The sequence below is a fragment of the Butyrivibrio sp. FCS014 genome (genome assembly GCF_000526935.1).
GTDB lineage: Bacteria > Bacillota > Clostridia > Lachnospirales > Lachnospiraceae > Butyrivibrio.
On the sequence record NZ_JAHA01000006.1, the window covers coordinates 421,381 to 441,377 of the forward strand.

Sequence of the window (19,997 nt, forward strand, 5' to 3'; positions counted from 1 at the left end):
GAAAAAGAGACAGCTCTTTTTCCGGGAGATACAGGATTGATTCAAAAGAAATGTTACAATGATCTGATGAACAAAAAGCTTAAGAAGTTAATACCGAACATAATATTCAGTGTTATTTTTCTGGTTGGACTGGCCATATTTCTTTATCCGTCGGTCAGCAACTATATCAATTCAAAGCACCAGAGCCGTGCGGTGGCATCCTACGATGCAGCCATAGCGGCGTTATCAAAAGAAGATTACACAAGATTCTGGGAGGCAGCAAAAGCGTACAACGAGGACCTCGCCAGGAAACCTCTTGACTTCACTCTTACGGAAGAAGAGAAAGAGGAATATGACAGCATTCTGGATCCCACGGGAACCGGAGTTATTGGTACAATAGAGATAGAAAATATCGGAGTAAACCTTCCAATCTACCACGGAACCGAAGAGTCGGTCCTTCAGGTTGGAATCGGCCATCTGGAAGGGACCTCTTTTCCCACAGGAACCGAGTCTACCCATGTAGCTCTGTCGGGACACAGGGGATTGCCTTCCGCCAAACTTTTTACGGATCTGGATCAGATGATCGAGGGAGACACGTTCCTCCTTCACATAATGGACCAGACTTTTGCATATCAGGTAGACCAGATTAAGATCGTTCTCCCCGAGGAGACCAATGATCTTATGAGGGTCAATGGAAAAGAATACGTCACGCTGGTGACCTGTACGCCCTACGGCGTCAATACTCACAGGCTCCTTGTTAGAGCGAAGCGTGTTGATTATAATGAAGAAACAAAGCTGATCGTACCTGCAGATGCGACCAGGTACGGAACCTTAATGGTTGCACCTTTTGTGGGTGCTCCGGCATTACTTGTAATATTTATCGTCTTCCTTATCATGACTTCCAAGTGGTCCCGCAGGAGGAGAAGCAGTAACAAAGTTTTATGAGGAATACTATGAATAAGCTGAAGAATATTTATATTCGAATATCGGCGATCATTGTGGCGGTTCTGATGGCGATCATCGCTATTCCTTCACAAATGGTAAGTGCAGCCCCCAATACGTGGGCAAGCATTGACCTTGGAAAGAAGGGAAGTCTCACCATCACCCACTTTTCCGTGGATGAGGAACTGATGGAAAACGTCAGATCCTACATTTACCTTGTGGCCACTATTGATGAAAACGGCACTTATACCATTACAGATGAGTTTAAGGGCTGCTTTGATGACCCTGATTTCTTCAACAATGATTTTAACTATGATGACTGGAAAGAATGTGTCGATTATCAGACTGAAAGTGATTCGGACAATCTCCAGACTTATATCAAAGAGAACGGCATCAAAGAAGTAGACAGCAAGGTATCAGACAGCAAAGGAAAGACCTGTTACACAGACCTTGAGCTCGGAATATATTATGTGCTCAGCGACAAGGTTGAAAAGGATGATTATACACATTCATTTGTAAACTTTGTTTATCCCGTACCTATCCTTGAGTACGATGAAGCTACAGGACAGATTATCAAGAATTACAATCCTTCAGCTTCACCCAAGAAGGCCAAGGTAAAGAACGATATTGTCGTTCACTGCCACCTTTATAAGAGATGGAATGACAGCGGAAATACCGACAAGAGACCCGCATCAGTAACCTTCAACATCTATTGTGATGATGAGCTGATGGAGACAGTTACTCTTTCAGAATCTAACGGCTGGTCCTATGAGTGGTCCAATGAAGGCGTTCATACTTATAATGTAGAAGAGGTTGGTATTGGAAGCGGATATAGTTCAGGAATAAGTATTTACCAGCAGGGACACGAATTCTGGTATACCTGCACCAACAGCTATACGCCCCCTGAGACACCGCCTGATACGCCTCCGGATACGCCGCCCGGTAATCCTCCGGAAACACCTGACACACCTGGAACGCCTGATTTTCCCGATGTTCTTGGAGCCATAAGAGAACTTCCCGCAGTTCTGGGTGCAAGAAGACTTCCCCAGACAGGACAGCTTTGGTGGCCCATTCCCATACTGGTGATCGCAGGAATAGTATTTATAGTTAAAGGAATCAGAAAGAATAGAAAGAATGTTCAATAAAAGGAAATTAGGATATATCTACATTGCAATTGGAGTTGCCTTGATCTTCATGGCAGCTCTTTTGCTTAAGAACAATATTGATGAAAATACCGTTGCAGGTGCTGCTTCCGAGGAACTTCTTAACGAGGTTGTCGAGCAGATGCCCACAGTAGTTCTTGAGGCAGAGGATTCAGGACCTATGCCTGTTGTTAGTGTTGACGGCAGGAGCTTTGTGGGGACCGTACAGATCCCTTCTTTGGGACTTCTTTTGCCCATTCAGGATGAGTGGAGCAAGGAGAATGCCAAGGTGGCTATATGCAGATACAAGGGTTCAGTGTATGACAACGACCTGATCGTCTGCGGCCACAACTATACGGAGCACTTCGGAACCCTTGGTGAGCTGGAGATGGGAGCAGAGGTCATTGTGACTGACATGAATGGCAAGAGCTTTCATTTTGTGGTTTCAAACCTGGAGACTCTCGGCGCCTATGATACTGAGGAGATGGAAGCAGGGCAATGTGATTTCACCATGTTTACCTGTACCCTGGGCGGTGCCAACCGTGTAACTGTTCGATGCGAGGCAACAGGAGAGGTGAGTAAAACCGGTGAAGTTCCGGACATTCTGAAGGCAGTTGAAGAGAGCAAACACGTAAGATAGATATAAATTCTTAATGGAAATTTAAGCATCCCCTTCGTGGACAGTGTCTTGAATGAGTACTATAATTACAGTACAAGGAGTAATAGACTATCCACGGAGAGGAGATGATGCAGAGTGATCATAGTAAAAATGAATGAAACCACAGTTGAGTGCAGTATCGCTGCATCTGAGCTCCATGAGATCGGGCTTACCCCTGAGGCTGTTATAAGCGGAGCGGAGAATACCACTTCCTTTTTTGCCCAGCTCAATAAAGAGGTGGGAGCGCAGCTGGATTATGACCCCGAGACCGAGGTCATGATGATGAGCAAGAACATGATGATGGACGGCAGCGTTCGCATCTTTGCTGTAAAGATGAGCAACGACGACATTCAGAAGGCTACGGACCGCATTCGCGGCGCCGCTGAGACCGTGCTTAAGATGCTGACACAGGAGCGGGTGGACGAGATCAAATCCAAGACCGGCAGGGACAAAGGCGTGGCCTTAAACGAAGTCATCACCAATGTCACCGATACTATCAACAAGATCTACGGCCACGGCGAGCAGGACGAGATCGATCCCGAGAATGCAAGCTTCAGCTATCAGCCCCTTTCCGAATATGCCGGCTATATGATGGAGTTTGATAATCTTGAGGATGCAGCCCGCTTTTCCAAGGTGGTGCAGAAGCTTCCCATTGTGGATTCGGCGCTGTACAAGTACAAAGACAGGTTCTACCTCATGGCGGGGCTTATGTCCTCCAGAGACAGCATCATCTATGATATGCGAAGAGCTGGAGTTGAGTATTCCGAGATGCTGACGGTGAATTCTCCCGAGGCTATGCTGATACAGGAGCACGGCGAGTGCATCATAGCAGAGGATGCTGTGGTACATCTGGCGGATTTGGCTAAATGAAGAATAGTATAAGTGTATTGAATTTATCAGGCATATATGAACGCGAGGCCTTCTACAGAGATGTGGAGGGCCTTAATTTCGTGGATCTTAGGGACGTTCCCGGCACCAACTGCATGTGTGATGACGCGGCAAAAGAGACATTGGCTGCAGCCATAAGCGGTGGCAAGGGCGGGCTTCACTTCATCGACAACGGGAATTACCATTATTTGTCGGCGCTGTACCTTGAGTTTGTGAGAGAACCCTTTTCTCTGGTGGTCCTTGACCATCACCCCGATATGCAGGCGCCTATGTTTGACATCTTATCCTGCGGCGGCTGGATCCTCCATGTCATCGAAAATAACCCTTACGTCCGCGATATTCACGTTATTGGGGCAGACCCTGTGTTGATATCCCAGGTGGATGAAAAGACCCGGAAAAGGGTGAAATTTTACGAAAATGCAGAGGTACTTCCTGCGACAGAATATCCTGTATACATTTCCGTGGACAAGGACGTTATCAGAAGGGATGAACTTGTAACAAACTGGGACCAGGGAGAACTTACGGTTTCGGAGGTTATCGGATTTGTGAAGGCTCTTTTCCGAAGGGAAGAGTCAGAGGGCGGTAAGGGAATCATTGGAATCGACATCTGCGGAGAGTGCGCACCGGAGCAGGAGGACTGCGATCTTGATGCCGCAATTGCAGGAAATCAGCGGTTTAATGAAGAAGTGATGCAATATTTTGTGCAAGCACAGACGGAATAGCGTATAATGAAATAAAGACATAAATCCCGAATCGGAGGCGTTTGATGGAAAAGAGACTGAGAGACTATTTAAGACATCTGGAAAAGCTTGATTTTGAGGTGATCTCAGAGGAAGAAATCTGGGAAGAGAGGGAGAGGCTTGAGCTTAGGCTCACCGAGATCCATCAGGAAATGATGAGACTTCTTTTGCCCATGATGGCGCTTATTATCTGCGCATGCATCTTTCTGGCTGCGGGATTTGTGAATTTCTTCATCGGAAGCTTTGTGGCAGCTGCAGTGATGGCTTTATGCGCCGCCTGGCTCGGATTTCGCTACAAGGCTATGTCCGACGCGGTGAAAAAAATATGCGTCTACATAGATAAATTGACGGTTAAATAATGATGGAAGAATGCTTTGAAATGCCTTGACATCTCGCCGCAAAATGAGTATCATTATTTTTGTCGCTTGCAGAAGTGGCGGAATGGCAGACGCGCATGGTTCAGGTCCATGTGTAGGCAACTACATGAGGGTTCAAGTCCCTTCTTCTGCACTTGATACGGAGGCTCTGAAGTACGAAAAGTATTTCGGAGCCTTTGTTTTTGCTTGAAAGGAGATTTTTGATGAAGATAAATACCGTGATATTTGATATGGACGGGACGGTTCTCAATACCCTTGAGGACATCACCGATTCCGTGAATGTAATACTTGGAAGGCACGGCTTTCCCGAAAGGACCATCGACGAGATCAGGCACTTTGTGGGAAACGGAGCAGTGGTGCTGATGGAGCGTGCCCTTCCTCATGGAAAAGAGACACTGGATTTCGAGGCAATTCTTGAGGAGTACAAGGTGTATTACGAGGAGCACTGCAACATCAAGACCGGTCCTTACAAGGGGATCAAAGAGCTTATGACGGCACTTTCAGAGCGAGGCTACAAGATGGCTATTGTTTCCAACAAGCCTATGGGAGCAGTGAAGGAACTCAATAAGATTTACTTTGGAGACTACATTGATGTGGCAATTGGTGTTACAGACACCTTAAGGCGCAAGCCCTATCCCGATGAGTGCCTGGAGGCCATGAAGCTTCTTGGAAGCAGTGCTGATGAGTGCATTTATGTGGGTGATTCGGAGGTTGATCACAAGACTGCGGTCAATACGGGACTGAAATGTATCTCATGTCTGTGGGGATTCAGGACGAAAGAGGAGCTTGTTGAAGCAGGAGCGGGAGATAACTTTTTCGTTGAAGAACCAATGGAGATTGTGGGTATTCTGGAAAAATTAGGATAATGACTGCAGACTTGCAAAGATTTTTCCTGATTTTTTGATTTTCTTTTGGCATGAGAGGGATTTTGCCGGGGATGGCGTGTTTACACGGCTTTTGGAGACTTACGTAGTGAGGAATTAGCGATTTTCCGCGGGGTTACGATTGCCATAACGATTTTTGAAAAAAATTTTAAAAATAGTGTTGACGAAGACTTTCAAGTTTGCTATTATATGAAAGTCGTCACGAGCGATAAGCCATGACGAAGGGAAATGCGGAAGTGTCGGAATTGGCAGACGAGCAAGACTAAGGATCTTGTGATGCTTACATCGTGTGGGTTCAAGTCCCATCTTCCGCACGAAAGAAAAGGATCAACTCGAAAGAGTTGGTCCTTTTTCTTTTGCGCGAAGCAGTCATGGGGACGGTTCTTTTGACTGCTTTACAACTATCGTATTTGATGATATAGTTCATTCTTGAAATTTAAAAATCTATTCTCTTTTTCTGAGGGAACTGAGTAGAAGTTGCTCTATTCAGTCGATTTCCATTTCAAAAAATTTATATAGGAGGATTATTAATGCCGCGTCGCGCGCGAATTATGAGTGCATCAGGCTATATGCACATAATAGTAAGGGGGATTGGGAAGCAATTGTTGTTTGAGGATGACTATGATTATAGATATTATTTGGCTAAATTGGAGCGCTACTGTATGGATACAGAGGTTAGAGTATGTGCCTATTGCCTTATGGATAATCACGTGCATCTATTAGTAAGGGGAGAACATGAATCAATAGTTCTTTTGATGAAAAAAATAGGGGTGAGCTATTCCTGGTATTATAATAAGAAATATGAGAGGGAAGGTCATCTTTTTCAGGATAGATATAAGAGTGAACCTATAGAAAACGAGGCCTATTTTCTGACGGCATTCAGGTATATTTTGAAGAATCCGCAGAAAGCGGGAATATGCAGTGCAATGCAATATCCTTGGAACAGCTACAGGTACTATGATAATCCGCTTCCGTTTATGGATTTATCAGCAATTCACAGCCTTTTAGGCGATTTTAGAAATTATAGCAAGTATATTGAAGGGGAAGATGAAGATAAGGGGCTTGAGCATTCGCGAAATAGACACGGTGATTCCTGGGCAAAAGAAATCATGAAAAGATATCTTGGCATCGAAAGTGGCACGACTTTACAAAAATATAGTAAAGAAGATAGAAATGCCGCGCTGGCAAAGCTCAAAGAACACGGATTGTCTGTGCGCCAGATATCAAGACTTACCGGAATAGGACGTAATATAGTTCAGACAGCAGGAAAAGAGTAGCATAGAGAATAAGACAAAAGAACCGTCCCTTTGACTGCTATGAATTGAAAAGAAAAAGGGGTATGAAAAAATATGAGCGATTATAAATACTTTAATCTGAGAGAAAAACCGGAACTCAATGAAGCGGCAGCGAATTGGTTCCATGAAAAGTGGGGAGTACCCACAGAGGCTTATATGGAATGTATTGATGCCTATATTGAAGGCACTACAGAATATGGCTGGTATATATGTCTTGACGGAAAAAAAATCGTCGGAGGTCTTGGAGTTATAGACAATGATTTTCATGACAGGAAAGATCTTGCGCCTAATGTCTGTGCTGTTTATACAGAAGAAGGATATCGATGCCAAGGTATTTCCGGAAATCTTTTAAATATGGTGGTTGAAGATATGAAATCCAAGGGCATTTCTCCAATCTACCTTGTTACGGATCATGTTGGATTTTATGAAAGATATGGATGGGAGTTCTTTTGTATGGCACAGGGGGATGGAGAGCCTGAGCCTACAAGGCTGTACATACATAGATGAGTGAGAAACAGTCATGGGGACGGTTCTTTTGACTGCTTTACCCGTGTCCTGGACACGGGTAGTAGTTTACTTTATAGTGAGTTATAAAGTATCTATGTGAAGATTTACGACAACTTTAGGAGGAGCGAAAAATGATTTTCAATGAAGAAAAGTATACGTTGGGGGAGAGAAATATTGTTCTGCGCAGCGCTCATGAAGATGAAGCTGACATGCTCATAGATTACCTTAAAACAGTTTGCGGAGAGACAAATTTCCTTTTGGTCAATCCTGATGAGGTCAAGTACACAACAGAAGATGAAGTTAAGTTCATCAAGAGTCATAACGAGTCGGATAATGAACTTGTAATGTGCGCTTTCGTAGATGGTGCATATGCAGGAAACTGCTCTTTTACCAGCAGAGGAAGCAGCAGAAGAGCCAGACACAGAGCTGATATCGGGATAGCTCTTTTCCGGAAATACACAGGTTTCGGCCTCGGGAGACTAATGCTGGAGAGGCTGATCCAAAAGATAAAAGACTGCGGATATGAGCAGGCAGAGCTTACTGTCGTAAGTGGAAACGATAAGGCATATCATCTGTACGAGAGCCTTGGATTCAAGGAATGCGGACGTATGCCAAATGCCAACAAATACGATGACGGCACATACAGTGATGATATCTACATGGTTTTGAAGTTTTGAAAAAATTAGTTTGGGAGCGAGATATGAATCACTTTTATTTTGTAAGACATGGGGAGACCATCTGGAATGTCGAGAACAAGATCTGCGGAGCTACCGATATAGAGCTCACGAAAAAGGGCCATGAGCAGGCGGTGGAAACAGGAGAAAAGATTCTTAAGGAAGGCATAAAAGCTGATCTTATTCTGACTTCCCCACTGGTTCGTGCATCTGAGACTGCAAGACATATATCTGAGATAACAGGAATCCCTGTAAAGGTGGAAGAGCGTCTTTTAGAACAGAATTTTGGAAGGTATGAATCTACTCCAAGGGACGGCAAGGAATTTCACGAAGCCAAAAAGGATATGGCAAGCAGGTTTGGGACCGGAGAGTCCATGCTGCACCTTGCCCAGAGGATATATAACCTTCTTGATGACATAAAGGCAGGAGATAAGGTCTGTATTCTTGTAGCACATAACGGAATCGCCAGGATAGTTGAGTCATATTTCAGGGAGATGGATAACGAAGAATTTTCATCTTTTGGTATTAAAAACTGCGAAGTTAGAAGGTATGATTTCTGAAATAGGAGGATTCAAATGGATATTAAAGATTTCAAATGGACAAGAGAACCGAAGAGCTTCGTGATTGAAGGAGAGAAGATTTCCATAACAACGCTTCCCCACACAGACTTGTGGCAGCGCACGTATTATCATTTCAGAAATGATAATGCGCCTGTTTTCCAAATGGATACCGAGGAGAAATATTTTTCTTTTGTTGTGAAGACAAACTTTGCAGATAGTCATCACCGTTTTGATCAGTGTGGCATTGTCATGTATCTTGATAGCGATAACTGGCTGAAGGGGTCCGTTGAATATGAAAATGATGAGATGGGTCACCTTGGCTCAGTAGTTACCAATCACGGATATTCTGACTGGGCAACTACACAGATCCCTGCATCGGTAAAAAGTATGTGGTATAGACTCAGCCGCAGGGAAGATGATTATTGCATTGAATGCTCGGATGACGGACAGAAGTGGAAGCAGATGAGAGTCTGCCACTTGCATGAAGGTGCTGGCAAGGTTAGCTTCGGCATATATGCTTGCTCTCCGGAGGATTCTTCTTTTACTGCAGAGTTTACAGATATGGCTTTGACGGAATGCGCATGGGCTGCACACGACGGACAGCAGCCGGATGAATGAATATAAAGAGCACATCAATGAAAAAGCTGAAATAATAAGAGGGCCGGCTCGAAAGAGCCGGCCCTCTTCGGTGCCTTCATATTTCTTATAGCATAGTAAATCTTTGCGTCGTATCCGAGAGCTGTTCCGTAACCTCGTTATTTTTATCAATCGCCTCTGTGATTTTCTTGATGCCGCCCACAATCTCCTGAGAACTCTCAGCGGACTGGGCGATGGCTTGCGAGCTTTCTACAACAGAGGTGCTTATAAGCTGAACCGATTCAACCATTTCCGTCATTATATCCGTAAGGTTTTCAGCCTTCTGATTGAAGTTTGTAAGCATTTCTTCCATGATGTCCGCAGTGTGCTCGTATTTTTCACCGGTGCTTACGAACTCGTCATAGTCGCTGATTACCTGACCGTTTATATAATCCAGAACTGCCTGTGCGTTCTTGGCAAGGTTGTTTACAGCTTCGGTTACTTCATTGCTTATATCCTGGATATTTGCAGCTGTCTGTCTGCTGTTATCCGCGAGGGAACTGATCTCTGTTGCCACAACGGAGAATCCCTTTCCGGCTTCGCCTGCTCTTGCGGCCTCAATGGAAGCGTTAAGAGCCAGCAGGTTTGTCTGACTTGCTATATCAAGAATGACTTTTGTCAGTTCGTTGATCTGAGCAACCTTCTCGGATTCACGCACTGATTGGAGCAGTACTTCCGACAGATGCTCCACTTTTTCACCGGCTTCAGCTTTCTTGCTTGTTACTCGGGACTTAAGCTCATCAGCTTCGGCTTTGATGCTGTCAGCGGTCTTTGTGCCTTCTGTTGCCTGGTCTGCGATTTCCTGAGCTGCAGTTTTTACACATTCAACGGATTCGTTGATATGGGATACATTTCCTGAAACGGTCTCCATACTTGCTGAGAGCTCTTCCAGTGCAGCCGATGTGTTGGTCACGTTGTCATCTGCTATATGAAGCTGCGATGAAACCTCTTCGGAGGATTCCGAAAGAACTATGGAACCATCCTTTACATCCTTCATGATTCCCTGAAGCGTCTCTATAAAGTGATTTATTCCTGATGTTATGAAAAGAAGCTCTGATTTGGTCTTTGTCTTAACTCTTGCGGTAAGATCACCCTGGCCATCTTCGATATTGCTGATGATCACGTTCACTTCATCCGCTATTTTTCTGATCTTCTTGACTATATTCTTATAGCTGATAAGGAAGCTTATGATTATCAGGACTACGATCAGAATTGTTCCGATCATGGCTGTCAGATTACCCGACTTAAGAAGCTGTGTCATCAGCGAAGTTGTATCATTTGCGGAATCATTGATTGCCTGGTCCAGAGTTTTGGTAGAGTGGAAGATGGCAATTTTCTGTATCTCGGCTTTATCAAAAAGTATCGAATAGGCAGAATCCTTGTCTCCCGCATCGCACTTGGCAATAGAAGCATCAATGAATTTTACCATTCTCTGATACTGGGCTCTTATTTCTGTCATCTTGGCAATGGCAGTGTCATTTCCCATGGTGGAGAAATCTTTCTCCAATGTAGAAATATCTGCCTCTATGGTACTCTTTACACTTTCAATCTGAGGCAGCAGAGCCTGTTTGGTTTCATCTGCAGAAGCAGAAACATAGCCGGTAGCCTGATCGTACAGTGACATGACATCACTCTTCAGATTGGCTTCATCCTGTGTAAGCTGCATCATTGTCTGAAACATCTGAATACTGGTGGCGGTTGATGTCTTCATTGAAGACATGACGAAGCTCATAACAATTACGAACGCCAGTAAAATAGCCAGATTGGTTGCCAGTATCTGGAACATAATAGAATTGATTTTTTTAACCTGTATTTTGTCTTCTCTCATGTTCCCCTCCTTACAGTTTAGAGTACCAGTCACTTGCTACTTTTTTGAATTCTCTCAAAAAGCCTGCAGCATCAAGTTCTCCATTGGCATACTTCTGATATACGTAGGAAAAGCCATTCTGCCCAAGACCTTCCGCCATTTCCATCCAGTGCCAGCTGGATGTCTTTCCTGCTGAGATGTAGGATGAAATAACCGAAGCAAAAGGATCTGAAGCGACGTATTTACAATCCACGAAAGGACTTACAAATCCGGCCTGTTCTACCAGTATCTGCTGTGCGCTGTCTTCAGAACACCATTGCAGGAAAGCAAGAGCAGCTTCCACATTACCCTCCTTGGATACAGCCCACCAGGAAGGTGCGCTGGTCAGAATAGTATCCATACCTTCTTCGAAAGCATATGGAGCCATTCCCACCTTAAAGTTTCCTGCTTTTGCATAAGCGTCTGCATCACCTCCGGTAAGGAGTGCTCCTATCCAGGATCCTTGTGTGATAAAAGCGTACTTTCCTGATGCAAAGCCCATTACCTGATCGTCGTAGGAGCCCTTCGTCAGAAGAGCAGGATCTGAATACTCGTTGAAAAGACCTATCATATCAGCAAAATGAGAAAAACGGGTATCATCGATTCCGCCTCCGTTTTTCAAAAGGTCAATATATGTTGTGTCCTGCCTTGAAAGACCTGAGTCTATATAAGCTCCGGTAATATGGTTGCCGGCGGACCATCCAAGGTTCTCAGGTTCAGCACAGAAACCGATGACCGCTGTAAGTCCGAGCTGATCCTTCTTTGCATCGATCTTCTCAAAGGCTGCCTTCATTGAATCGGGCCCTGTGATGGATGAAGGATCCACGCCTGCTTTTTCCAGAATGTCTGCGTTATAGGCAAGACCGATAGCTTCTGTGGTGTAAGGGAACCCAAGTGTCCCGTATTCTGAGTCTATATAAGCCGCATCCGTTCTCTTGGTCCAGTCCTGATCACTCATATCGACCAGCAGACCTTCCCAGTTTCCAAAACCGGAAGACTCACAGGCGATTATATCCGGCATCTGATCGGCAAGATAGTAACCCTTTAATGTGGCCTGAGCATCAGCACCTGTTTCTACTCCCAGAACCTTGACTTCTACACCGGTCTCTGCCTGATACTGTTTTGCAAGTGCTTCTATCTGGGAAGTAACTTCACCTTTAGTATTGAGCAGTGAGATTGAAGTAGTGCTCTCAGATACGTCGGCATCTGAGGCTGCCTGATTTCCACAGCCGGATGTAAGGCACATAAATGCCGTCAAAAGAGCCAGTGGAATAATTGCCCGTTTTGTCATAGATCCACTTCCTTTCCAAATCAGCTAAATTTATGAATAATACTGCATATATTATTATACGTTATTTAGCTTTTTGAGCAGCTAAAATATAAATTAAAAAAGTATTAAAAGCGCTAATTTAACCAGTAAAAATCAGTTTACTATTTATGAAATCATTTATTATCAGCATCCATAATTCCAATTCTTAACAAATTCCAATATATGTTATATTTTTCTAAAGTGAACGCAAAATAGTTAATCTGCGGTACAATAAAATAAGGTAATTATAAGTATTTATCGCTATTACATGGATTAACATACGATACCGAGGAGACAATTAATGCGTTCGCTCAGAACCAGAATAACCGCAACGATGCTCTGTGTGATATTCATTGCTCTTGTGTTCACCACATTGCTGAGTGCGATTTTCATACGAAGGACCGAGAGTCGAAAAACAGATCAGCTTCTTCTTATGCTCTGTAAGATGGGAGAGCAGAGTCTTGACTACTACTTTGACAGCGTTCAGGACTCCGTGGACAGGGTATCTTCCTTTGTTGAAGAAGACCTGAAGGATACCAGTGATGAGGAGCTGGAGAAGCATATGCAGCGCGCCAGAGAATACTTTGGCATGATGGCTTCAAGGACCAAGGGCGTCCTGACTTACTATTACCGCATAGATCCTTCTGTTTCTTCGAAAGTAAAAGGCTTCTGGTACACGAACCTCAGCGGAGGAGGCTTTGAAGAACATGAAGTGACGGATATCACCCTTTACGACGTGGATGATACATCAAAGCTGGTCTGGTTCACGGTCCCCAAGCATGAGGGCAGATCCATCTGGCTTCCGCCTTATATAACAGACAATCTGGATGTGCGCGTTATTTCCTACGACGCTCCCGTTTACTGCAATGGGCAGTTCATCGGAGTGGTGGGTATAGAGGTTGACTATTCCACCATGGCGCAGGAAGTGGACAGCATACAGTTTTACGACAACGGCTATGCTTTCCTTAGCGGGGCTGACGGCAAGCTCTTTTACCACCCTCATATAGACGTTACGAGCGCGCCTTCGGATGCAAGCTACGCGATACCCTTTAGCATGGACGGAGACAGCTCTTTTGTCCGGTACAGCTATAACGGTGAGAAAAAAGAGGCAGTGTGGCTTCCTTTGAGCAACGGAATGCGCCTGATCGTCTCGGTTCCCGAATCTGAGACCAAGGGAGACTGGATCGGGCTTATTCTGAACATCTCCCTGGGCGCTGTTTTGGTGCTGCTGATATCAAGTCTCTTCCTGATGCTTTACACCATGCGCATAACCAAGCCTCTTGAACAGCTTACTGAGGCGACGGAACAGGTTGAGAAGGGTAATTACGACGTTGACCTTCCTTATAATGAGGATGATGAACTGGGCAGACTTACCGGCTCCTTTAAAAATCTGTCGGATAACATGAGGGCCCACATCAGCGACCTTAGCGAGCAGGCATTTGTGGATTCTCTCACCCAGGTAAAAAACAAAGCTGCTTTTGCGAAGATCTCCGATGAACTGCAGCAGCAGATTGATAACGGGGCAAAAGAGACAGAGTTTGCCATTGGGGCTTTTGACTGCGACAGTCTTAAGGAGATAAATGACCGCTACGGACACGACAAGGGCGATGAATATCTCAAAAACGCCTGCGCTGCCATAAGCGATGCATTTAAGCGAAGTCCCGTGTTCAGAATGGGCGGAGATGAATTCTGTGTTATTTTCAGAAGAGGAGACTATAATCACAGGGGAGAACTCATAAGGCGCTTTGAGAAATCTGTTGAGAAGATCAATGCAGCAGCCAGTAACCCCTGGGAGAAAGTATGGATATCAAGCGGATTTGCGGAATTTGATCCTGCTTTGGACAAGGGGGTTGCCGATGTGCTTAAACGCGCTGATGAACTTATGTATGAAAATAAACGCGAGAGAAAAAAGATTAAACGTGCCGTAACAGGCGATGTGGAGTAAAGCATGATAAAAAGATTCTTTTTCCCAGCGGTTGATAATGATGTCAGAGAGCTGATGGATGAAACCAGCACCAGAAATATAGAGAATATTTCTGCTATAGTGGCCATTTTTGAAACACTGACGCTGCTTTACTTTGTCATGACCAGGAAGAGCTTTGGAAGTGAAGAATGGGCCAGTATTGCCAGCGTCCTCTTTTGCATAGTTTCCTGTCTGTGCGGGTTCCTTGTAACGAGAGCCATGCTTAAGAAGGAGAAGATGAAACACCTCCGGGTAGCTGCACTCAATACTATATATCTGTTGCTGATGTCGATATGGTCTATGTGGTCGTCTTATCGGAATTATATCAAGGGCGGGCAGATGCTGACTTTCTATGCGGTGGAGATCATGATGGTGATCTTCATCATTCTTGAGCCCTGGTTCAGTTCTATTCTGATGCTTGTCATATATTATACCCTTTACATCATTTTATATTCGGTTGATAAAGCAGCAGGTATAAATACCATTAATTATTCCGTTCTTGTACTTGTCTGCGCTATAGGCATGGGAATGCGTTATCATTCACTTCGCAAGGCTTCAGAGGCCAGAGTTCAGCTTGCAAAAGCCAAAGACTCGGAGCTGAAGGATAAGATGAACATACTTCAGGCCTTTGCAGACATCTATGACAAAGTAAATCTTATCGATTTTACCAACAATACCGAGATGTCCATGAGAGATAAGGAACAGACCAAATATTACATTGATTTCAAAACTCAGACCCACACCGTCATGACTCAGGGGCTGAGACCGGGAATCATGCCGGATCAGCTTAAGAGCTTTATTGAATTTACTGATATCAGTACTGTGAGATCCCGGTTGGTAGGCAGGAAGCTTTTAAGTGATGACTTTATAAATGTGAAAGACGGGTGGTTCAGGGCTCAGTATATTCCCGTGGAAGTGGATGAAAAAGGCGTTCCTCTGCGAGTTGTCTTTACCACCAGAAATGTTGACGATGAGAAACGGCGCGAGGAGCGGCTGGTTCGAATCGCCAGAACCGATGAGCTTACAAGGCTCTTTAACCGAAGAAGCTATGAAGAAGACCTTACCGAATATATGGAGAAAGGCCTGGGGGACGACTTTGTGATATTATCTGCGGACGTAAACGGCCTTAAGAAGGTGAATGACACCATAGGGCATATTGCAGGGGATGAGATTATCAAAGGGGCTGCGGAATGTCTTTTGCTGGCTATAGGAAACAAGGGCAAGGTGTACAGAGTCGGCGGTGATGAATTTGCTGCCATTCTCCATACGCAGGATCCCGGGACGGTTTGCCGTGACATCGAGGCACAGGTAGACAACTGGAGCGGCAAATATTCCGATAAACTGTCAGTTTCCATCGGATATGCTTCAAGCAAGGAGAATGAAGGCCTTGACATCCATGACCTGGAGAAGAAGGCTGACGATGAGATGTATCATTCAAAAGCCGAGTATTACCGAAAGAGCGGAGTCGATCGCAGATCCTCCAAAAGGTAGTGTTATCTGTTGCAAATAAACGCGTACAACAAGGAGAAGGTGGTTAGAACATGGGAAAAGAGATTGCATCAGAATTTAAGATAGGATATATAGCACCGGGAGAAGTGGGAGCTTTCGGATCCCTGATACTTCCCGAAGTAAGATCGCGCCTGGAAAAGGGCGAGCCCATTCTTGCGCTGGGCGTTACTTCCGGAAAAACTGCAATCGCAGTTGTCTGCGGTCAGGTCATAGATGAATCAATATTTGATATCCTCTCGCTTTATGTTGCACCTGACTATCGGAGGCAAGGCGCAGCAACCCTTATGATGGATACACTGATTTCTGTCCTTCCCGAACAGATTGCCATAGTTACTGTCGATTTCGTATCAATGATCATGGAAGACAGGACACTTGACAGATTTTTGGGAAAATATGATGGATTTACAAAAAGCAATAGCGTATTAGGGATTTATGAGACCAACCTGAAGGGAATAATGGATTCCGATCCGGTTAAGAACGGGCGTTTCAGTTCCGGAGCTGTTTCTTTTTCCAAACTCTCAGATGCCGAGCTTACAGAGCTGGAAACCTTCGCGGCAACCAATGTTCTGGAAAGACCGGAAGACGGCTTTAGATCTCCCGATATTTTCTCGGAGTGCTCAATCCTTCTTAGAGAGGGAAAAGAAATAGTTGGCTACCTGGTGGCTGACGACTCCATGGGAGGCATGTTTACCATATCTGCTTTGTACTATGAAGACAATGATATGGACCTTCTGACGGAACTGCTATGTGCTTTTACGGATGCCGCATGCAGGAACAAACACTCAAAATCCATGACGATTTACATCCCTGCAGCAAGCTATGAGCTTGGGGAGGTGCTTTCACAGATGCTTCCCGGAGCCAAGAATCTGTCGCACAGTTACGAGTATATGCTGATATAAGGAGGTTACAGCATGGGCGATTTTTTTGAGGAAAACTTTGGCGCCATAAGGCTGGAAAAAGAGCGGGAAAAGCAGCGCCAGCAGCAGATGATACAGAAAGAGCGTGAAAAGGAAGACAGAGAGCTTAACGTGCACGTTCACTCAAGCGTTGAAGACTTTTTGCACGAAGGAATGACCAAGGATGAGATCTTCAATGAGGAGATGTCCGAACTTGCGGTTAAGGAATCTCAGCGCATACTGAATCGCGCTCAGGCGGAAGATGCTGCAGGCGGAGAACCTATGCAGGAATTTAAGCCTGTAAATAAGGGGTTCTGGGGCTGGGTACAGAGGATCAAGGATACCTTCAGGGCAAAGAAGGTTAGGAAAACACCTGAGTACAGGGAAAACCATCTTTTGGATTATATTGGCCTTCGTGTAGTGGAAAGGTCAAAAGAGAAATTTGATTTTGGCAATAAGGAAGTTGTTGCGATCACCCAGAAGATGGGAAAGAACGAAGAATTTCATAAAGACGAGTTTATAGATGGCAGATCTGTAGCTTCTATGTGCAAGCGATATCAAAAGGATAGCAAAGGGAAACCTGTCGGTCCTGAAGGAAAGGCTGCATATGAGTACAATTCAAAAATGATCAAAGCCTTTATGAGTCACGATATTGAGCAAGTTAAGCCATATCTTCGTGATCTGGTAAGGGATGTTTTGAATTGTAAGCTGTCTATCGGTCAGGCCAACTACCATTATCTGCAGGATCATCCTGAGGATCTGGTAGAAATGTCGAAAGCAACTTATCTTACTAATCTGCAAGATAAGGAGTGGCTTAAGCCATTCTTTGATAATCTGCCCAAACCTGTGCTCAAGATGCTTCAGGCGAAGAAACTTATGGCAGCAAGCATCCAGACGGTAATAACTCAGGTAGGGATTGAACATGGCGTTAAGATGGAGGGAACTCAGGCGATTAAAAAGATTACGCCTGAAACCACTGAGGATGCTAAGGAACGCCAGAATATGGCAATGGTTGGGTATAAGAGCTATAAGTTTACTTATGTTGAGGCTGCAAGGAAAATATTATTGGGTGATGCACAAAAAAAGCTGAACGTCCAAGATGTTTCCGGCGGTGTGTTGCTTGATGAGAAGAAAGAGGAAGTAAAACAGGAGAACGTCAAGCAGGAAGAGAAGAAAGTAGAGATTAAGAAGGAAGAAGAAATTAAGAAGGAAGAAGAAAAGAAGGAAGAAATAAAGCAGGAGAATATCAAACAGGAAGAGAAGAAAGAAGAAAAGGTAGAGATAAAGAAGGAAGAAGAAAAGAAAGAGGAATTTAAGCAGGAAGAGAATAAGCAGGAAGAGAACAAACAGGAAGAAGAGCGCATAAAGGAAGAAGAGAGCAAGAAGGAAGAAGAGCGCATAAAGGAAGAAGAGCGCAAGAAAGAAGAAGAGCGTAAGAAGGAAGAAGAGCGCAAGAAAGAAGAAAAGCGTAAGAAGGAAGAAGAGCGCAAGAAAGAAGAAGAGCGTAAGAAGGAAGAAGAGCGCAAGAAAGAAGAAGAGCGTAAGAAGGAAGAAGAGCGCAAGAAGGAAGAGGAACGCAAGAAGGAAGAAGAACGCAAGAAAGAAGAGCGTAAGAAGGAAGAAGAGCGCAAGAAGGAAGAAGAGCGCAAGAAAGAAGAAGAGCGTAAGAAGGAAGAAGAGCGCAAGAAAGAAGAAGAGCGCAAGAAGGAAGAAGAGCGCAAGAAAGAAGAAGAGCGTAAGAAGGAAGAAGAGCGCAAGAAAGAAGAAGAGCGTAAGAAGGAAGAAGAGCGCAAGAAGGAAGAAGAGCGCAAGAAGGAAGAGGAACGCAAGAAGGAAGAAGAACGCAAGAAAGAAGAAGAGCGTAAGAAGGAAGAAGCGCGTAAGAAGGAAGAGGCGAAGAAAGCAGAATCAAAGAAAATTGAATTAAAGGGCGATTATAAAGCTAAGAGGACAACATTAATTAATAATTTCCCTGATGAAACTATAATGCGTAGGATTAAGGCGGGAGTAATGGTCACACAGCATTCGGTCAAGAATAAAGATGCCGATATTGAGGCATTTAAGATTCTGGTTGAAGATTGGGACAAGCTTATAAATGTACAAGAGAACTATAATACTTTTGAAGACAATGAAGAACAAAAGAGTAAAGAAAAGTTCTGTATAAAAGTTATAGATAGTTTTGCAACGGTGTTTAAGCTTGATGCCAAGAAAAATGCAAATGATTTGGCGAAAAAGATTCTGGACCGATATAATTTGCCCAAAGATATGATAACAACGCTCTTTATTCCGGTACTTGGCAAAGAGGATAAAAATCTATTTAAATAAAACGAGTCATTAAAAACACCGGGTATTTCGTCCTGACTCACTTAATACGTCCGGGCGAAATCCCCGGGTGAAGTATCCCTACATGAGGACTATTGGATGAAGCATGATTATGATGCTTTTTGGGAAAGCAGCTGGAATGAGGAAGATCCGGTCGAATTGTATGGATACCTTGAAGGCTATTACCAATTAAAAAGCAGGGAAATTGAAATCTTCAAGGAGCATGATATAGCGAAAGTCTGTGACGCCGCATGCGGCTTCGGAGCATATTCACTGGCCTTTGCGTCAAACGGTTTTAGTGTTCACAGCTTTGACATTTCGGAAACAGCCGTAAAGCTTACGATAAATGCACTTGAAAAATACGGAATCGATCCATCAAACGTCAAGGTGGCAAGCATTCTTGCTACCGGATATGCCGATAGCTCTTTTGACGGAGTGATAGCTCATGCGGTATTGGATCATCTGACACTTGAGGACGCGAAGAAAGCCCTGGCGGAGCTGTTTCGAATCACAAGATCCGGAGGCCTGATCTGGCTCTCATTTGATATTCCTGAAGAGGAAGACCTTAATGAAGTCCATGTCACGCTGGATGACGGAACGCTGCTGTACACAGGTGAGGGCAGGAACGGAATGCTCTTTCGCCCCTACAATCCGGAGAGAATAGATGAACTTCTTAAAGACTATACGATAATCCACCGGGCAAAGAAGGGGGAGCGGGAATACGCTGTGATCCTGGAAAAGTGAGGAAGTTCGGACAATTAGAGGATGATCGAAAATAATGAGTTTACTTGATATATTCCAGGACTTGTAAAAGCCTGTGGTGTGCCTAAGAAGTTTTAAATGGCATGTTTAGGCACAGGGGAAGCAGCC

19 protein-coding genes and 2 tRNA genes are annotated in these 19,997 nt (G+C 44.4%); 19 read left to right on the plus strand and 2 right to left on the minus strand.

All coding sequences use genetic code 11. The features are described 5' to 3' along the window. Positions 1 to 36: 36 nt before the first annotated feature. The 14 genes from T456_RS0105675 (at position 37) to T456_RS0105740 (ending at position 9,264) form a co-directional block, all read left to right on the plus strand. The gene (locus T456_RS0105675) at positions 37 to 924 is read left to right on the plus strand and encodes a class C sortase (RefSeq protein WP_242835872.1); all 888 of its coding nucleotides are present in this window, start codon (positions 37 to 39) and stop codon (positions 922 to 924) included. 8 nt (positions 925 to 932) lie between these two features. After that, entirely contained in the window at positions 933 to 2,066 is a 1,134-nt protein-coding gene (locus tag T456_RS0105680) for a Cna B-type domain-containing protein (RefSeq protein WP_197026860.1), read from the plus strand. Further along, positions 2,056 to 2,703, plus strand: a complete 648-nt coding sequence (locus tag T456_RS21090) for a sortase (protein WP_024865315.1) — start codon at positions 2,056 to 2,058, stop codon at positions 2,701 to 2,703. Before T456_RS0105680 ends, T456_RS21090 begins: the two co-directional genes overlap by 11 nt. Before the next feature lie 114 nt (positions 2,704 to 2,817). Continuing rightward, a complete protein-coding gene (locus T456_RS0105690; protein WP_024865316.1) occupies positions 2,818 to 3,591 on the plus strand; it encodes an adaptor protein MecA in 774 nt (257 codons plus the stop codon). Beyond that, positions 3,588 to 4,331 (plus strand): hypothetical protein, encoded by a 744-nt coding sequence (locus T456_RS0105695; RefSeq protein WP_024865317.1) that lies wholly within the window; start codon positions 3,588 to 3,590, stop codon positions 4,329 to 4,331. Before T456_RS0105690 ends, T456_RS0105695 begins: the two co-directional genes overlap by 4 nt. A gap of 44 nt (positions 4,332 to 4,375) precedes the next feature. Next, positions 4,376 to 4,708 (plus strand): hypothetical protein, encoded by a 333-nt coding sequence (locus T456_RS0105700; protein WP_024865318.1) that lies wholly within the window; start codon positions 4,376 to 4,378, stop codon positions 4,706 to 4,708. 68 nt (positions 4,709 to 4,776) lie between these two features. Next, positions 4,777 to 4,859 (plus strand) — tRNA-Leu (locus T456_RS0105705). Positions 4,860 to 4,929: 70 nt separating this feature from the next. Further along, positions 4,930 to 5,592: an HAD family hydrolase gene (locus T456_RS0105710; protein WP_035801226.1), complete on the plus strand. Its 663-nt coding sequence runs from the start codon at positions 4,930 to 4,932 to the stop codon at positions 5,590 to 5,592. Between the two features lie 248 nt (positions 5,593 to 5,840). After that, a tRNA-Leu gene (locus tag T456_RS0105715) sits at positions 5,841 to 5,924 on the plus strand. 255 nt (positions 5,925 to 6,179) lie between these two features. Beyond that, positions 6,180 to 6,887, plus strand: a complete 708-nt coding sequence (locus T456_RS0105720) for a transposase (RefSeq protein WP_242835878.1) — start codon at positions 6,180 to 6,182, stop codon at positions 6,885 to 6,887. A gap of 72 nt (positions 6,888 to 6,959) precedes the next feature. Further along, the gene (locus T456_RS0105725; protein WP_024865321.1) at positions 6,960 to 7,412 is read left to right on the plus strand and encodes a GNAT family N-acetyltransferase; all 453 of its coding nucleotides are present in this window, start codon (positions 6,960 to 6,962) and stop codon (positions 7,410 to 7,412) included. Between the two features lie 131 nt (positions 7,413 to 7,543). Then, positions 7,544 to 8,089, plus strand: coding sequence for a GNAT family N-acetyltransferase (locus T456_RS0105730; RefSeq protein WP_024865322.1), 546 nt, complete (start codon positions 7,544 to 7,546; stop codon positions 8,087 to 8,089). Positions 8,090 to 8,112: 23 nt separating this feature from the next. Beyond that, complete coding sequence (locus T456_RS0105735) at positions 8,113 to 8,646, plus strand: histidine phosphatase family protein (RefSeq protein WP_024865323.1); 534 nt, start codon at positions 8,113 to 8,115, stop codon at positions 8,644 to 8,646. A gap of 15 nt (positions 8,647 to 8,661) precedes the next feature. Next, positions 8,662 to 9,264 (plus strand): DUF1349 domain-containing protein, encoded by a 603-nt coding sequence (locus T456_RS0105740; RefSeq protein ID WP_024865324.1) that lies wholly within the window; start codon positions 8,662 to 8,664, stop codon positions 9,262 to 9,264. A gap of 85 nt (positions 9,265 to 9,349) precedes the next feature. Here the strand turns inward: T456_RS0105740 and T456_RS0105745 are convergent, their stop codons facing one another. Both T456_RS0105745 and T456_RS0105750 read right to left on the minus strand, forming a co-directional pair. Next, entirely contained in the window at positions 9,350 to 11,110 is a 1,761-nt protein-coding gene (locus tag T456_RS0105745) for a methyl-accepting chemotaxis protein (protein WP_024865325.1), read from the minus strand. Positions 11,111 to 11,120: 10 nt separating this feature from the next. Continuing rightward, positions 11,121 to 12,419: an ABC transporter substrate-binding protein gene (locus tag T456_RS0105750; protein WP_024865326.1), complete on the minus strand. Its 1,299-nt coding sequence runs from the start codon at positions 12,417 to 12,419 to the stop codon at positions 11,121 to 11,123. Between the two features lie 319 nt (positions 12,420 to 12,738). Between T456_RS0105750 and T456_RS0105755 the strand changes: the two genes are divergently transcribed. The 5 genes from T456_RS0105755 to T456_RS0105775 all read left to right on the plus strand — a co-directional run bounded on the left by T456_RS0105755 (position 12,739) and on the right by T456_RS0105775 (position 19,871). Beyond that, positions 12,739 to 14,382 (plus strand): sensor domain-containing diguanylate cyclase, encoded by a 1,644-nt coding sequence (locus tag T456_RS0105755; protein WP_024865327.1) that lies wholly within the window; start codon positions 12,739 to 12,741, stop codon positions 14,380 to 14,382. 3 nt (positions 14,383 to 14,385) lie between these two features. After that, positions 14,386 to 15,891, plus strand: coding sequence for a GGDEF domain-containing protein (locus T456_RS21095; RefSeq protein WP_024865328.1), 1,506 nt, complete (start codon positions 14,386 to 14,388; stop codon positions 15,889 to 15,891). Positions 15,892 to 15,941: 50 nt separating this feature from the next. Further along, entirely contained in the window at positions 15,942 to 16,808 is an 867-nt protein-coding gene (locus tag T456_RS0105765; protein WP_024865329.1) for a GNAT family N-acetyltransferase, read from the plus strand. A 12-nt stretch (positions 16,809 to 16,820) separates the two neighbouring features. Then, complete coding sequence (locus tag T456_RS22350; protein WP_024865330.1) at positions 16,821 to 19,130, plus strand: hypothetical protein; 2,310 nt, start codon at positions 16,821 to 16,823, stop codon at positions 19,128 to 19,130. A gap of 96 nt (positions 19,131 to 19,226) precedes the next feature. Further along, the gene (locus T456_RS0105775) at positions 19,227 to 19,871 is read left to right on the plus strand and encodes a class I SAM-dependent methyltransferase (RefSeq protein WP_024865331.1); all 645 of its coding nucleotides are present in this window, start codon (positions 19,227 to 19,229) and stop codon (positions 19,869 to 19,871) included. The last annotated feature ends 126 nt before the right edge of the window (positions 19,872 to 19,997 follow it).

Coding starts and splice junctions, on each gene's coding strand:
- T456_RS0105680 (WP_197026860.1), top strand. CDS start 933: ATGAATAAGCTGAAGAATATTTATATTCGAATATCGGCGATCATTGTG.
- T456_RS21095 (WP_024865328.1), top strand. CDS start 14,386: ATGATAAAAAGATTCTTTTTCCCAGCGGTTGATAATGATGTCAGAGAG.
- T456_RS22350 (WP_024865330.1), top strand. CDS start 16,821: ATGGGCGATTTTTTTGAGGAAAACTTTGGCGCCATAAGGCTGGAAAAA.
- T456_RS0105745 (WP_024865325.1), bottom strand. CDS start 11,110: ATGAGAGAAGACAAAATACAGGTTAAAAAAATCAATTCTATTATGTTC.
- T456_RS0105725 (WP_024865321.1), top strand. CDS start 6,960: ATGAGCGATTATAAATACTTTAATCTGAGAGAAAAACCGGAACTCAAT.
- T456_RS0105735 (WP_024865323.1), top strand. CDS start 8,113: ATGAATCACTTTTATTTTGTAAGACATGGGGAGACCATCTGGAATGTC.
- T456_RS0105765 (WP_024865329.1), top strand. CDS start 15,942: ATGGGAAAAGAGATTGCATCAGAATTTAAGATAGGATATATAGCACCG.
- T456_RS0105740 (WP_024865324.1), top strand. CDS start 8,662: ATGGATATTAAAGATTTCAAATGGACAAGAGAACCGAAGAGCTTCGTG.
- T456_RS0105700 (WP_024865318.1), top strand. CDS start 4,376: ATGGAAAAGAGACTGAGAGACTATTTAAGACATCTGGAAAAGCTTGAT.
- T456_RS0105720 (WP_242835878.1), top strand. CDS start 6,180: ATGCACATAATAGTAAGGGGGATTGGGAAGCAATTGTTGTTTGAGGAT.
- T456_RS21090 (WP_024865315.1), top strand. CDS start 2,056: ATGTTCAATAAAAGGAAATTAGGATATATCTACATTGCAATTGGAGTT.
- T456_RS0105775 (WP_024865331.1), top strand. CDS start 19,227: ATGAAGCATGATTATGATGCTTTTTGGGAAAGCAGCTGGAATGAGGAA.
- T456_RS0105730 (WP_024865322.1), top strand. CDS start 7,544: ATGATTTTCAATGAAGAAAAGTATACGTTGGGGGAGAGAAATATTGTT.
- T456_RS0105755 (WP_024865327.1), top strand. CDS start 12,739: ATGCGTTCGCTCAGAACCAGAATAACCGCAACGATGCTCTGTGTGATA.
- T456_RS0105750 (WP_024865326.1), bottom strand. CDS start 12,419: ATGACAAAACGGGCAATTATTCCACTGGCTCTTTTGACGGCATTTATG.
- T456_RS0105710 (WP_035801226.1), top strand. CDS start 4,930: ATGAAGATAAATACCGTGATATTTGATATGGACGGGACGGTTCTCAAT.
- T456_RS0105695 (WP_024865317.1), top strand. CDS start 3,588: ATGAAGAATAGTATAAGTGTATTGAATTTATCAGGCATATATGAACGC.